This is a genomic window from Streptomyces sp. NBC_00250, from assembly GCF_036192275.1.
Classification (GTDB): Bacteria; Actinomycetota; Actinomycetes; order Streptomycetales; family Streptomycetaceae; genus Streptomyces.
Window position 1 is genome coordinate 2,832,346 of sequence record NZ_CP108088.1, and the last position, 13,612, is coordinate 2,845,957.

The 13,612-nt window shown below is 70.3% G+C and carries 12 protein-coding genes and 5 tRNA genes; 4 read left to right on the forward strand and 13 right to left on the reverse strand.

Annotated elements, in window-relative coordinates; genetic code table 11:
- Nucleotides 1-34 precede the first annotated feature (34 nt).
- Entirely contained in the window at nt 35-691 is a 657-nt protein-coding gene (gene cofC, locus OG259_RS12550) for a 2-phospho-L-lactate guanylyltransferase (protein WP_328942348.1), read from the forward strand.
- 10 nt (nt 692-701) lie between these two features.
- Nucleotides 702-911 carry a hypothetical protein gene (locus OG259_RS12555; protein ID WP_030551092.1) on the forward strand — a complete coding sequence of 70 codons (210 nt, stop codon included), beginning with the start codon at nt 702-704 and terminating at the stop codon, nt 909-911.
- A 90-nt stretch (nt 912-1,001) separates the two neighbouring features.
- Here the strand turns inward: OG259_RS12555 and OG259_RS12560 are convergent, their stop codons facing one another.
- The 4 genes from OG259_RS12560 to leuC form a co-directional block, all read right to left on the reverse strand.
- Complete coding sequence (locus OG259_RS12560) at nt 1,002-1,703, reverse strand: HU family DNA-binding protein (protein ID WP_328942349.1); 702 nt, start codon at nt 1,701-1,703, stop codon at nt 1,002-1,004.
- A gap of 143 nt (nt 1,704-1,846) precedes the next feature.
- Complete coding sequence (locus OG259_RS12565) at nt 1,847-2,074, reverse strand: hypothetical protein (protein WP_030325570.1); 228 nt, start codon at nt 2,072-2,074, stop codon at nt 1,847-1,849.
- Nucleotides 2,075-2,178: 104 nt separating this feature from the next.
- Nucleotides 2,179-2,772, reverse strand: a complete 594-nt coding sequence (leuD, locus tag OG259_RS12570) for a 3-isopropylmalate dehydratase small subunit (RefSeq protein ID WP_328942350.1) — start codon at nt 2,770-2,772, stop codon at nt 2,179-2,181.
- 6 nt (nt 2,773-2,778) lie between these two features.
- Entirely contained in the window at nt 2,779-4,203 is a 1,425-nt protein-coding gene (leuC, locus tag OG259_RS12575; protein WP_328942351.1) for a 3-isopropylmalate dehydratase large subunit, read from the reverse strand.
- Nucleotides 4,204-4,343: 140 nt separating this feature from the next.
- Here leuC and ndgR point away from each other — a divergent pair, with 140 nt between their 5' ends.
- A complete protein-coding gene (gene ndgR / locus OG259_RS12580; protein WP_015036427.1) occupies nt 4,344-5,060 on the forward strand; it encodes an IclR family transcriptional regulator NdgR in 717 nt (238 codons plus the stop codon).
- A gap of 155 nt (nt 5,061-5,215) precedes the next feature.
- On the opposite strand, the gene OG259_RS12585 is transcribed toward ndgR, so the two are convergent.
- The 9 genes from OG259_RS12585 to OG259_RS12625 all read right to left on the reverse strand — a co-directional run bounded on the left by OG259_RS12585 (nt 5,216) and on the right by OG259_RS12625 (nt 9,191).
- Nucleotides 5,216-5,288 (reverse strand) — tRNA-Glu (locus OG259_RS12585).
- Between the two features lie 39 nt (nt 5,289-5,327).
- A tRNA-Gln gene (locus tag OG259_RS12590) sits at nt 5,328-5,399 on the reverse strand.
- A gap of 14 nt (nt 5,400-5,413) precedes the next feature.
- Nucleotides 5,414-5,486 (reverse strand) — tRNA-Glu (locus OG259_RS12595).
- Between the two features lie 84 nt (nt 5,487-5,570).
- A tRNA-Glu gene (locus OG259_RS12600) sits at nt 5,571-5,643 on the reverse strand.
- Nucleotides 5,644-5,685: 42 nt separating this feature from the next.
- A tRNA-Gln gene (locus OG259_RS12605) sits at nt 5,686-5,757 on the reverse strand.
- Nucleotides 5,758-5,849: 92 nt separating this feature from the next.
- A complete protein-coding gene (locus OG259_RS12610) occupies nt 5,850-6,572 on the reverse strand; it encodes an HAD family hydrolase (RefSeq protein WP_328942352.1) in 723 nt (240 codons plus the stop codon).
- Between the two features lie 26 nt (nt 6,573-6,598).
- Nucleotides 6,599-8,074 (reverse strand): glutamate--tRNA ligase, encoded by a 1,476-nt coding sequence (gltX, locus tag OG259_RS12615; protein WP_328942353.1) that lies wholly within the window; start codon nt 8,072-8,074, stop codon nt 6,599-6,601.
- Nucleotides 8,067-8,861: a fumarylacetoacetate hydrolase family protein gene (locus OG259_RS12620; RefSeq protein ID WP_328942354.1), complete on the reverse strand. Its 795-nt coding sequence runs from the start codon at nt 8,859-8,861 to the stop codon at nt 8,067-8,069. The genes gltX and OG259_RS12620 overlap by 8 nt, the downstream gene beginning before the upstream one ends.
- A 129-nt stretch (nt 8,862-8,990) precedes the next feature.
- A complete protein-coding gene (locus OG259_RS12625) occupies nt 8,991-9,191 on the reverse strand; it encodes a hypothetical protein (RefSeq protein ID WP_266897080.1) in 201 nt (66 codons plus the stop codon).
- Between the two features lie 569 nt (nt 9,192-9,760).
- Here OG259_RS12625 and OG259_RS12630 point away from each other — a divergent pair.
- On the forward strand, nt 9,761-13,612 hold the full coding sequence (locus OG259_RS12630; protein WP_328942355.1) for a sensor histidine kinase: 3,852 nt from the start codon (nt 9,761-9,763) through the stop codon (nt 13,610-13,612).

Sequence of the window (13,612 nt, forward strand, 5' to 3'; positions counted from 1 at the left end):
GCGGGACCGCGTGGGCGGGACAGAATGGAGGCCGATGAACGCCATACACACGGATGCGGACGACGGCTGGTCCCTGGTCGTGCCCCTGAAGCCCCTTGCCCTGGCGAAGAGCAGACTGGCCGCGGCGGCCGGGTCCCGGCTGCGCCCGCGGCTGGCGCTCGCGTTCGCCGAGGACACCGTGGGTGCGGTGCTGAACTGCGCGCGGGTACGGGATGTGGTGGTCGTCACGGACGATCCGACGGCCTCCGGGGCACTGGGCTCGCTGGGGGCGCGGATCGTCCCGGACACCCCTGCGGCGGGGCTCAACGCGGCGCTGGCGCACGGGGTCCGCGTCATACGGTCCCGGCGGCCGTACGCGCGCGTGGCCACGCTCAACGCGGACCTGCCGGCGCTGCGGCCGGCGGAGCTCGCCCTGGTCCTGGACGCGGCCCGGAAATTTCCGAGGGCTTTTCTCGCGGATGCCGCCGAAATAGGTACGACATTCCTCTCGGCGGGCCCGGGGGTGGAATTGGAACCGGCATTCGGAGGTGCGTCACGGCTCCGGCATTTGTCGTCGGGTGCCGTGGAAATCCGGCTGTCCGGGGTGGATTCCGTACGCCGGGACGTGGACACCGGTGAGGATCTGGCGGCGGCGGAGGCACTGGGGCTCGGCCCGCGGACGGCCGCCCGGTGGCTGTCGGCGGCCGGATAGGCTGCGCTCCATGCAGGCGACCGCGTTCACGTACGACCCCGAGACCCGCAGCGGCAGTGTGCTGCTCGACGACGGAACCCCCGTGGAGTTCGGGGCGGAGGCCTTCGAGGCGGGTGGGCTGCGGCTGCTGCGGCCGGGGCAGCGGGTGCGGATCGAGGCGGAGCCGGGCACCTCGGGCGCCGGTCTGCGGATCACCCTGGTGACGCTTCAGACGTTCTGACGCGCCCGGTCCCCGCCGTCGGGGCCCCGGACGCGCCGCGGGCCGGGCTCCCTGGGGGGAGCCCGGCCCGGCGGGTGTCTACCGCTCGTCCTACTTCTTGGCGGCGGCCTTCTTGGCGGTCGTCTTGCGCGCCGTCGTCTTCTTGGCGGGCGCCTTCGTCGCCGTGGCCTTCTTCGCGGCCGGCGCGGTCTTCTTGGCCGTGACCTTGGTCGCCTTCTTCGCGGCGGCCGTGGTGGTCTTCTTGGCGGCGGCGGAGGTCTTCTTCGCCGCGGCCGTGGTGGCCTTCTTGGCGGGGGTCGCCTTCTTGGCCGCCGTGGTGGTCTTCTTCGCGGGGGTCGCCTTCTTCGCGGCCGCCGTCGTCGCCTTCTTCGCCGGGGTCGCCTTCTTCGCGGCGGCCTTCTTGGCGGTGCTGGCCTTCTTGGCGGCGGCCTTCTTCACGGTCGCGGAGGCGGCGCCACCGGTCAGGCTGCCCTTGGGAGCCTTCTTGACGGAGACCTCGCCGCCCTTGGGGAGCTTCTTCGAGCCGCTGACCAGGTCCTTGAAGCCCTGACCGGCACGGAAGCGCGGGACCGAGGTCTTCTTGACCCGCACCCGCTCACCCGTCTGCGGGTTGCGGGCGTAGCGGGCCGGACGGTCGACCTTCTCGAACGAGCCGAAACCCGTCACCGAGACCCGGTCGCCCCCGACCACGGCACGCACGATGGCGTCGAGCACGTGGTCGACGGCTTCGGCGGCCTGCTGGCGACCGCCCATCTTGTCGGCAATCGCTTCTACGAGCTGCGCCTTGTTCACGTCTTCCCCTTCGGAGACATTGCCAGAACGAAAGTGTTCAAGCTTTTTCGCACGTTAGGCATGTATATACCGCAAATCAAACACGAAACGGGCTAATCACCCTAGTGCCGCAACGCAGAAGATCCGCTGCGGAGTTCTTGGTGTCAGTCGTCCTCTGGGAATCGGCCCTCGTCGAGGTCCTTCATCAACCGGTCCAGACGCGTTGCCGCGTCCTTGAGATCGTGCTTCGCCGCGGCCGTCACGACCAGCAGCTTCCGGGACAGCGCCATCCTTACGCCCTCCGGGACTTGCAGTGAGCGCACTCTTGTGTGCGCTTCCTTCAATCGGGCGGCGACTGACTCGTAGAGCTCGAGTTGGCTGTCGCGTTCCATGCACCGATTGTGCCATCTAGGGCGAGTTGTCGCCCGACAGGGTCTCAACAAGCGACTGCGCCCCCCACCGGGCGGTGGGGGGCGCAGTCTTGGAAAAGCGCTGCTCAGACCGTAATTGTACGGGGCTTGTGGGCCGGTCGTGCCGCCTCATAGGTGGCGATGTCGGCTTCGTTCTGAAGGGTGAGGCTGATGTCGTCGAGTCCGTTCAGCAGCCGCCAGCGGGCGTTCTCGTCGAGCTCGAAGTCGGCGTCGATCCCGGCGGCCAGGACCTTTCGCTGCTCCAGGTCGACGGTGACCTCGGCGGTCGGGTCGGCCTCGGTCAGCTCCCAGAGCGCGTCGACCGTCTCCTGCGGCAGGACCACGGTGAGCAGGCCGTTCTTCAGCGAGTTGCCGCGGAAGATGTCGGCGAAGCGGGCCGAGATGACCGTCTGGAAGCCGTAGTTCTGGAGCGCCCAGACGGCGTGCTCACGGGAGGAGCCGGTGCCGAAGTCGGGGCCGGCGACCAGGACCGAGGCACCCTGCCGCTCGGGGCGGTTGAGGATGAACTCGGAGTCCTTGCGCCAGGCCTCGAAGAGACCGTCCTCGAAGCCGTCGCGGGTGACCTTCTTGAGCCAGTGCGCCGGGATGATCTGGTCGGTGTCGACGTTGCTGCGGCGCAGCGGGACGGCCCGGCCGGTGTGCGTGGTGAAAGCTTCCATGGTTCCTCAGACCCCCGCGGTGGTGGCGACGTCGGACAGATCGGCCGGGGAGGCCAGATGGCCCAGGACGGCGGTGGCGGCGGCGACCTGGGGCGAGACCAGGTGGGTCCGGCCGCCCTTGCCCTGCCGGCCCTCGAAGTTACGGTTCGAGGTGGACGCGGAGCGCTCACCCGGAGCCAGTTGGTCGGGGTTCATGCCCAGGCACATCGAGCAGCCCGCGTGCCGCCATTCGGCGCCGGCCTCCTTGAAGACCTTGTCCAGACCCTCTTCGACGGCCTGCAGGGCGACCCGGACCGAGCCGGGGACGACCAGCATGCGGACGCCGTCGGCGACCTTGCGGCCCTCCAGCAGACCGGCGGCGTTGCGCAGGTCCTCGATGCGGCCGTTGGTGCAGGAGCCTACGAAGACGGTGTCGACCTTGATGTCGCGCAGCGGCTGCCCGGCGGTCAACCCCATGTATTCCAGGGCCTTTTCGGCGGCCAGGCGCTCCGAAGCGTCTTCGTACGAAGCCGGGTCGGGGACGTTCGCCGAAAGCGGCGCGCCCTGGCCGGGGTTGGTGCCCCAGGTGACGAACGGCGCCAGGGAGGCGGCGTCGATGACGACCTCGGCGTCGAAGACCGCGTCCTCGTCGGACTTCAGGGTCTTCCAGTACGCGACGGCGGCGTCCCAGTCCTCGCCCTCGGGGGCGTGGGCGCGGCCCTTCAGGTAGTCGAAGGTGGTCTCGTCGGGGGCGATCATGCCCGCGCGGGCGCCGGCCTCGATCGACATGTTGCAGATGGTCATCCGGGCCTCCATCGAGAGCTTCTCGATGGCGGAGCCGCGGTACTCCAGGATGTAGCCCTGGCCGCCGCCGGTGCCGATCTTGGTGATGATCGCCAGGATCAGGTCCTTGGCGGTGACGTCCTCGGGCAGCTCGCCGTCGACCGTGATGGCCATGGTCCTGGGGCGGGCCAGCGGCAGCGTCTGGGTGGCGAGCACGTGCTCGACCTGGCTGGTGCCGATGCCGAACGCCAGCGCGCCGAAGGCGCCGTGCGTGGAGGTGTGCGAGTCGCCGCAGACGACGGTGGTGCCCGGCTGGGTCAGGCCCAGCTGCGGTCCCACCACGTGGACGACGCCCTGCTCGACGTCGCCCAGCGGGTGCAGCCGGACGCCGAACTCGGCACAGTTCTTACGGAGGGTCTCCAGCTGCGCGCGGGAGACCGGGTCGGCGATCGGCTTGTCGATGTCGAGGGTCGGGGTGTTGTGGTCCTCGGTGGCGATGGTGAGGTCGAGGCGCCGCACCTGCCGGCCGTTCTGGCGCAGGCCGTCGAAGGCCTGGGGGCTGGTCACCTCGTGCAGCAGGTGCAGATCGATGAAGAGGAGGTCGGGCTCGCCCTCGGCGCGCCGGACGACATGGTCGTCCCAGACCTTCTCCGCGAGTGTCCTACCCATCGCTTTCCCTCCGGCCGACGTCTACGCCGGCACAACTAGAGACCCGTTTCGCGGGCCGTTGTGCGGCCGCCTCACCAGAGTGACAAGTTCCGCAGGAAATTGAACTTGCGTTTCACAGAGTGAGACGCGAATATCGTTGCATGGACAACTCTAGCGGCGTAGGCGTTCTCGACAAGGCAGCCCTTGTCCTGAGCGCCCTGGAGTCCGGTCCGGCCACCCTCGCAGGACTGGTCGCGGCGACGGGACTCGCACGACCCACGGCACACCGACTGGCCGTGGCACTGGAACACCACCGGATGGTGGCGCGTGACATGCAGGGCCGGTTCATCCTCGGACCGCGCCTCGCGGAGCTCGCCGCCGCGGCCGGCGAGGACCGTCTGCTCGCGACCGCCGGCCCGGTGCTGACGCATCTGCGCGATGTCACCGGCGAGAGCGCCCAGCTCTACCGGCGCCAGGGCGACATGCGCATCTGCGTGGCGGCGGCCGAGCGTCTCTCGGGCCTGCGGGACACCGTCCCGGTCGGCTCGACGCTGACGATGAAGGCCGGCTCGTCGGCGCAGATCCTGATGGCCTGGGAGGAGCCCGAGCGGCTCCACCGCGGCCTCCAGGGCGCCCGCTTCACGGCGACGGCCCTGTCGGGCGTACGGCGCCGCGGCTGGGCCCAGTCGATCGGTGAGCGGGAGCCGGGCGTCGCGTCCGTCTCCGCGCCCGTACGCGGCCCGTCGAACCGCGTGGTGGCCGCCGTGTCGGTCTCGGGTCCGATCGAGCGTCTGACGCGCCACCCGGGCCGTATGCACGCCCAGGCGGTCATCGACGCCGCCGCCCGTCTCTCCGAGGCGCTCCGCCGCACCGGCTGACGTTCTCCCTGCCCTCTGTTCGTCCCGGCCCACCGCTTCAACGCCGCAGCGGTGGGCCGGAGTTGTACCCGCTTCCGGTCCGTTTCCGGTCCATGACGGGCTCGCGCCGAACAGCGAAGAAGCCCTCCCCCGAAGGGAAGGGCTTCTTCGTCTTGTACCCCCGACCGGATTCGAACCGGCGCTACCGCCTTGAGAGGGCGGCGTGCTAGGCCGCTACACAACGGGGGCCTTGCGGATCAGATCCGCGGTGCAGATGAGCTCTGCGAGCTGGCCTACCTGGACTCGAACCAAGAATGACGGTACCAGAAACCGTAGTGTTGCCAATTACACCATAGGCCATGGTGGTTACACCGTACCCCCGACCGGATTCGAACCGGCGCTACCGCCTTGAGAGGGCGGCGTGCTAGGCCGCTACACAACGGGGGCCCTAGCGATCCCACCCGGTCGGAACCGGGTGATGTCACCGTAGATCCACCGGGAGCTACCCAAGTGACCTACAGGATGGATCAGTACCCCCGACCGGATTCGAACCGGCGCTACCGCCTTGAGAGGGCGGCGTGCTAGGCCGCTACACAACGGGGGCTTTGTGGATGCCTATCCACGGGTTGCAGATGAGCTCTGCGAGCTGGCCTACCTGGACTCGAACCAAGACTAACGGAACCAGAAACCGTCGTGCTGCCAATTACACCATAGGCCACCGGAACAACGTCCCCACCAGGGGGATCTTGCTCGGCTTGCGCTTTTCGGGTTCTTGCCTTTCGGCTTGTTCCCCTCGGCGCAGAAAGAACATTACCCGAAGGTGGACGGTGCTCCAAAACGGGTATGCCCTCCGAGCAGGGCCGGGAGCTGGCGGAGGTCCGTGATCCGGTTCAGTTCGGGCCTGCCGCCGGTGTCCGCGCGGTCCAGCCAGATGCCCCGCAGCCCCGCCTCCACCGCGCCCCGGGCGTCGATGTCCGGCTGGTCCCCCACGTACGCGACCTCGCGGGGTCGCAGGTCAAGAGCGGTGCAGGCGGCGTGGAAGGCCTCCGGGGCCGGTTTGGCCACCCCGAGCTCCGCGGCGCAGAGGACGGCCTCGAAGCGGTCCCGTACGCCCAGGACCCGGAGCTTGCGCTCCTGGTTGTGGATGCTGGAGTTGGACAGAATCCCGTGACGATAGTCATCGGCCAGGAGGTCCAGTACGGGGACGGCGTCGGGGAAGAGTTCCCAGGCCGCCTCGTAATGGGAGACGTACCGCTCGAACCAGCGATCGGCCTCGGCGGCGGTGAGCGCGGGCTCCGCGAGGAAGTCCCGCACGCGCTCCCGCCGCTGCTCCTGGAAGTCGACCCCACCGGCCTCGAAACGGCGCCAGTGGAGCGCGGTCAGCTCCCGCCAACGACGGAGGGCCTGGTCGACGGAGTCGAATCCGTCCACCAGGCCCTCGGCCGTCAGGTGCGCGCTCATGCCGACGTGGTCGGCGCGGGCGTAGTCGAAGATCGTGTCGTCCACGTCCCACAGGACCGCGCGGATGGTCATGGAACGACCGTACCGCCCGGAAGGGGTCAGGCGGCGAGCTTCGCCAGCGCCGCGTCGATGCGGGTCAGGGTCTTCTCCTTGCCCAGGATCTCCAGGGACTCGAAGAGGGGCAGGCCGACCGTGCGGCCGGTGACCGCGACGCGGACCGGGGCCTGGGCCTTGCCGAGCTTGAGGCCGTGGGCCTCGCCGGCGGCCAGGACCGCGTTCTTGAGCGACTCGGGGTCGCTCCAGTCCGCGCCTTCGAGCTTCTCGCGGGCGGTGGTGAGGAGGGCCGCGGGCTCGCCCTTCATCGCCTTGTCCCACGAGGGCTGGTCGAAGACCGGCTCGGACAGGAAGAGGAAGTCCACGTTGGCCGTGATGTCCGAGAGGACGGTGACGCGGGTCTGGGCGTGCGGCGCGATGGCCTCCCAGGCGGTCCGGTCGAACTCCTCGGGCGCCCAGTTGGCGAAGGGGGCCTGCAGCCAGGGCTCGCAGGCCGCGGCGAAGGCCTTCACGTCCAGCAGGCGGATGTGGTCGGCGTTGATCGACTCGGCCTTCTTGAGGTCGAAGCGCGCCGGGTTGGCGTTGACGTCGGCGATGTCGAACTTCGCCACCATCTCGGGGATGGTGAAGATGTCCTGGTCGGCCGAGAAGGACCAGCCGAGGAGCGACAGGTAGTTCAGCAGGCCCTCGGGGAGGAAGCCGCGCTCCCGGTAGAGGTTGAGCGAGGCCTCCGGGTCGCGCTTGGAGAGCTTCTTGTTGCCCTCGCCCATCACGTACGGCAGGTGTCCGAAGGAGGGGATCTCCTTGGCGACGCCCAGCTCGATCAGCGCCTTGTAGAGCGCGACCTGGCGGGGGGTGGAGGAGAGCAGGTCCTCGCCGCGCAGGACGTGGGTGATCTCCATCAGGGCGTCGTCGACCGGGTTGACCAGGGTGTACAGCGGGGCGCCGTTGGCCCGGAGGATGCCGTAGTCCGGCACGTTCTCCGGGGTGAAGGTGAGCTCGCCGCGGACCAGGTCGGTGAAGGTGATCGGCTCGTCGGGCATCCGGAAGCGGACGATCGACGCGCGGCCCTCCGCCTCGTAGGCGGCCTTCTGCTCTTCGGTGAGGTCGCGGCAGTGGCCGTCGTAGCCGGAGGGGCGGCCGGCGGCGCGGGCGGCGGCGCGGCGCTCGTCGAGCTCCTCGGTGGTGCAGTAGCAGGGGTACGCGTACCCGCCGGCGAGCAGCTTGTCGGCGACGTCCTTGTAGATGTCCATCCGCTGCGACTGCCGGTACGGGGCGTGCGGGCCGCCGATCTCCGGGCCCTCGTCCCAGTCGAGGCCGAGCCACTTCAGGGAGTCGAGCAGCTGCTCGTACGACTCCTCGGAGTCGCGAGCGGCGTCGGTGTCCTCGATGCGGAAGACCATGGTGCCCTCGTTGTGCCGGGCGAAGGCCCAGTTGAAGAGAGCGGTGCGGACCAGGCCCACGTGGGGGTTGCCGGTCGGCGAGGGACAGAAACGGACGCGGATGTTCGCGTTAGCCACGCTTGATCACCTTATTGGTGAGAGTGCCGATGCCTTCGATGGTGACGGCGACCTCGTCGCCGACGTTGAGGGGGCCGACCCCGGCGGGAGTGCCGGTGAGGATGACGTCGCCGGGGAGCAGCGTCATGGCCTCGGTGATGTGGACGACCAGGTCCTCGATGGAGCGGATCATGTCGCTCGTACGACCCAGCTGGCGCTGTTCGCCGTTGACCGTCGCCTGGATGGTCAGGTCGCTCGCGTCAGCCGTGGTCAAGCCGGTCTCCACCCAGGGCCCCAGGGGGCAGGAGGTGTCGAAGCCCTTGGCCCGGGCCCACTGCTTCTCGCGCTGCTGGGCGTCGCGGGCGGTGACGTCATTGGCGCAGGTGTAGCCGAAGATGACGTCCTTCACGCGCTCGCGGGGCACCTCGCGGCACATGCGGCCGATGACCACGGCCAGCTCGGCCTCGTGGTGCAGCTCGTTGGAGAAGGAGGGGTACTCGATGGCGTCGCCGGGGCCGATCACCGAGGTGGTGGGCTTGAAGAAGGCGACGGGGACTTCGGGGACCTCGTTGCCGAGTTCGGCGGCGTGCTCCGCGTAGTTGCGGCCGATGGCCACGACCTTGTTGGGGAGCACGGGCGGCAGGAGCCGTACCTTGCTCAGCGGGACCTTGGTGCCGCTGAGCTCGAAGTCGGTGTACGGGATGCCCTTGATGATGTCGAGGACGAGGCCGCCGGACTCGACGGTTCCCTCGCCCTCGACGGCGCCGAAGGCCACATTGCCGTCGATGGAGAATCTGGCGATGCGCACGAGTGCTTTCGCCCCTCACTTGATGCTGGCTGGAGTCTGACGCTCCAGGCTAACGCGGCGCGGGGGCGGCCGACCGGCGTTGGCGCCGGGCTCGTGACAAGGATGACGCGGGTGGGTCCCGGAACGGGGTCAGCGGGACGCGGAGGCGTACGGCTGGGGCTGGTACGGGGCCGGGGGCTGCATGAGGACGGTGCGGCGCGGGTTGGCCGTCTTCGCGGGCAGCTCGGCCGCGTACTCGGGCAGGGCGACCCGGCCGAGGTCTGCGGCGTCCGAGAGGTGGACGAGGGTGGAACGGCGGGGGTTGGCCGTGGAGCCGGGCGTCGTCTTCATCGCGGTGATCTGACCTTGTTCCGGAACGGGCGCCGCGTTCGGGCGCGAGGGGGTGTAAAGCGTCAGGCTAAACATGCGATTCCCTTCGAATGCATGGCTAAGACATCGATCATCGTGTGAGTTTGCTCACCACTGGGGACATATTCCGGGCATTACGGACCGTCGCCTGTCGCCACGGAAAGGGACATTACGCCACTGAATGCTCTATTCCGCTCCTGATCATGGCGACTGGGACACACGGGTACGCGCAGCCATTGGAGAGGAAAAGTCCGAATCCTCCGTGATCATCTTCTACATGCGGTGACGCTCTGCGTACGGGTTGTCATGACCCTCCCGGCGCGACACGCGGCCCTTGTTGGAGTTCCGGCACTGTGCTGGAATTCCACGCACCGCCGCGGGTTTCAAGCCGGCGCGCAGGAGGCGCAACGCAGCGCCGGCCATGTGGCGGGGAAGGGGGAACTGCGCCGGTCACCGACGACCACCTGGGGTGCTCTCCGCACCCCGATTGACGCCGACACCGTCTTCTCCGTTCATCCGGAGGGACGCCTGGTCCAGAGGTTGCGACGCTAGTGCAGGGACGTTTCAAGAGGGATGGCTCGGGGTCTCCCCAGGCCCGCCAGGGCCGAGCGGATACTCCGGCGGAGCAGGAACCGCGTGCCGGGACCGACCGCGGTCCCTCGGCCTCGCGCACCCCGAACCAGGGTCAGGGACCGTCCGGCGAGGGCGGTGACGGCGGCAGGCGCACGAGCGCCGCGGCCGCTTCCGCCGAGCCGTCCGACGCACCCCCCAAGCCCAAGGCCGAGAACGAGGTCGGCCCCCGAATAGCCCTGCGCAACTGGCGCATCTCCACGCGCCTGGTCGCGCTCCTCACCCTCCCCGTGGTCGCAGCGACCACCCTGGGCGGCATCCGCATCAGCGAGTCGCTCCAGGACATGGAGCAGCTCGACCACATGCAGCTGCTCACCAAGCTGACCCGTGAGGCGACCGACCTCGCGCAGGCCCTGCAGTCCGAGCGCGACCTGTCCGCGGGTCCGCTGGCCAACGGCCGCCCGGCCAGCGACTACCAGGTCGCCAACCCGCGCCGCAGGACGGACCTCGAGTACAAGGCCTTCCTCCAGGCCACCGAGGACGTCCCGGCCACCGAGGGCGACGAGGCGCTGCGCAGCATCCGGCAGAACGTCAACCAGATCGCCTCGCAGGTCAGCCAGCTCCACACGATCCGGCGGAACGCCTACGAGAAGGGCGTCTCCCACTCGGTGACGGTCGAGGCGTACAGCCGCCTCATCCGCTCGCTGCTCGGTCTGTCCCAGGACATGGCGCAGGCGACCAGCAACCCCGAGATGATCAAGCGGACCCGAGCGCTCGCCGCGTTCTCGTCCGCCAAGGAGTACGCCTCCATCCAGCAGGCGATCATCGCCGCGGCGCTGCCCCCGAGCGACCGGACCTCCGGCAGGATCCAGCCGGGTGACCGTCTCTACGCCGAGGCCGCGCTCAACTCCGAGGGCGTCGAGCTCAAGTCCTTCCAGGCGATCTACGAGTCGGCGGGCGGTGACGCCACCGAGCGGACCGCCTCCCTGAACACCGGCAACCCGTCGATCACGGCCGCCGAGAAGTACGCCGAGCGCGTCCTCAACTCCGACGCCACGATGCCGGGCGGCCCGAAGCGCGGTCACCTGAACTTCACCGACGAGTACGGCACCAAGATCACCGCCATGAACCGCATCGAGCGCGAGCTGCTCGGTGACATGGAGACCATGGCCCGTGAACTCCGCCAGGAGTCGCAGCGGGACGCCATCGTCAACGGTGCGCTGATCCTCCTCGTCCTCGGTGTCTCGCTCATCGGCGCCTTCGTCGTGGCCCGGTCCATGATCCGCTCGCTGCGCCGGCTCCAGGACACCGCGACCAAGGTCGCCCAGGAACGCCTGCCCGAGCTGGTCAAGCAGCTCTCCGAGTCCGACCCGCAGGACGTCGACACCTCCGTCGAGTCCGTCGGTGTGCACTCCCGGGACGAGATCGGCCAGGTGGCCGCGGCCTTCGACGACGTGCACCGCGAGGCCGTCCGTCTCGCCGCCGAGCAGGCCCTCCTCCGGGGCAACGTCAACGCGATGTTCACCAACCTCTCGCGCCGTTCCCAGGGCCTCATCCAGCGTCAGCTCTCGCTCATCTCCGAACTGGAGTCGCGCGAGGCCGACCCGGACCAGCTGTCCTCGCTCTTCAAGCTCGACCACCTCGCGACGCGCATGCGCCGTAACGGTGAGAACCTCCTCGTCCTCGCCGGTGAGGAGCCGGGCCGCCGCTGGACCCGCCCGGTCCCGCTGGTCGACGTGCTCCGTGCCGCCGCCTCCGAGGTGGAGCAGTACGAGCGCATCGAACTCTCCTCGGTCCCCGCGACCGAGGTCGCCGGCCGGGTCGTCAACGACCTCGTCCACCTCCTCGCCGAGCTGCTCGAGAACGCCACCTCGTTCTCCTCGCCGCAGACCAAGGTCCGGGTCACCGGTCACGCGCTGCCCGACGGCCGGGTGCTCGTCGAGATCCACGACACCGGCATCGGCCTCTCCCCCGAGGACCTCGCCGCGATCAACGAGCGGCTCGCCTCGCCGCCCACCGTGGACGTCTCGGTCTCCCGCCGCATGGGTCTCTTCGTGGTCGGCCGCCTGTCCCTGCGACACGGCATCCGCATCCAGCTGCGCCCCTCCGACTCGGGCGGCACCACCGCGCTCGTCATGCTGCCGGTCGACGTCGCCCAGGGCGGCAAGAAGCCCATGCCCAAGCCGGCCGCAGGTGGCCAGGGCGCGATGCCTCCGGGTGCCTCCGCCCCGGGCGGCCGCCTTCCCGCCGGTCCCGGCGCGGCCGGTGGCCCCGCCGGCGGACGTCCGGGCCAGGGCGGTGCGCCGTCCTCGGCGGCCGGCCGCCTCGGCACCGGTGCGCCGCGCGGTCAGGTCGGTACGAGCGGCCCCCGGGCCGCGCTGCCCGCCCGTGACGGTGCCCCGCTCACGGGTGGCCCGCAGGCCCGGACCCCGCAGCCGCAGAACGCGCAGCTGGACCGGACCGGTCAGCTGCCGCAGATCCCCCAGGCCCCGCAGGCCCCGGGGATCAACGACCCGCAGCGGCCGGGCCCCGGTGGCGGTCTCATCGGCGGCGCCGCGAGCGCCATCCCCTCCCGTACGGACGTGTGGGGCAGCCAGGGCGGCCCGCAGGCCGGACCCGGCGCGCCGCAGCACGCTCCGCAGGGCCAGGCCCCGGGGGCCGACCAGACCGGTGGGTACGAGTTCCCGCGCGCCGAGCTGCCGGGGGGCAACCCCCAGCCGCAGCGCCCGCAGGCCGCGAGCTGGGGCAACGACCAGGCTCAGCAGCCGGTCCGGCGCCCGCAGCAGGAGATGTCCCCGCTGGACGCCCCGCGCGGTCACGAGGACCCGGAGACGTCGGGCCAGTTCGCGGCGCCGTCGGCCCCCCAGGGCCCCGGCTCCACGGGCCAGTTCCCGCGCCCCGACTTCGGTGCCCCGCAGCAGCAGCCGCAGGGTCGCCCGCAGCAGGCCCCGCAGCACCAGGCCCCGCAGGTGTACCAGGGCGGGGTCCAGGACCCGGCCTCGACGGCGCAGTTCCCGCGCCCGGACTTCGGTGCCCCGCAGGGTCCCGGTTCCACCGGCCAGTTCGCGCGGCCCGACTTCGGTGCCCCGCAGCAGCAGCAGCCGCAGGGCCAGGGCCAGAACCAGTACGCCCCGCAGCAGGGCCAGCAGCAGGGCCAGAACCAGCAGTACCAGGGCGGCCAGCAGCAGCAGTTCGGCCGGCAGCCCTTCGTACCGCAGGCGCAGCAGCAGGCCCCGCAGCCGCCGGCCCCGCGTCAGCGCACCGGTGGTGGCAGTGGCGACTTCGGCGCTCCGCGTCAGGGCGCCGAGCCGCGTCAGCCGCAGCTCCAGCAGCCGCGCCGTCCGGAGGCCCTGCCGCCGGCCGGTGCGGGCGACGGTCGTACCCCCCTGTACGACACGCTGGAGACCAACTGGTTCAACCAGGAGCAGGCGCAGGAGCAGGCACAGCAGACGACGCAGACCCCGGTCGTGTCGCAGCCGTCCGCTCCGGCTCAGCGTCCGGCCGGTGACCCGGCCGACGGCCGCCAGAACGGCGGGGCCGCCTGGCGGACCTCGCCCAACGACGAGCTGGTGCGCCAGGCCGAACGGGTGCGCAAGCCCGCGGCCGGCGGTGTCACCACCTCTGGTCTTCCCCGGCGTGTGCCGAAGGCCAACCTCGTACCCGGGACCGCTCAGGAGCAGGCGCACACCGCCGGCCCCCAGGTCTCGCGTGCACCCGACGACGTCCGCGGCCGGCTGACCAATCTGCGCCGCGGCATTCAGCAGGGCCGTCAGGCAGGTAACTCGACCACGGGTAATCACCACCTCGGTCCGAACCATCAGCAGGAGCGTTAG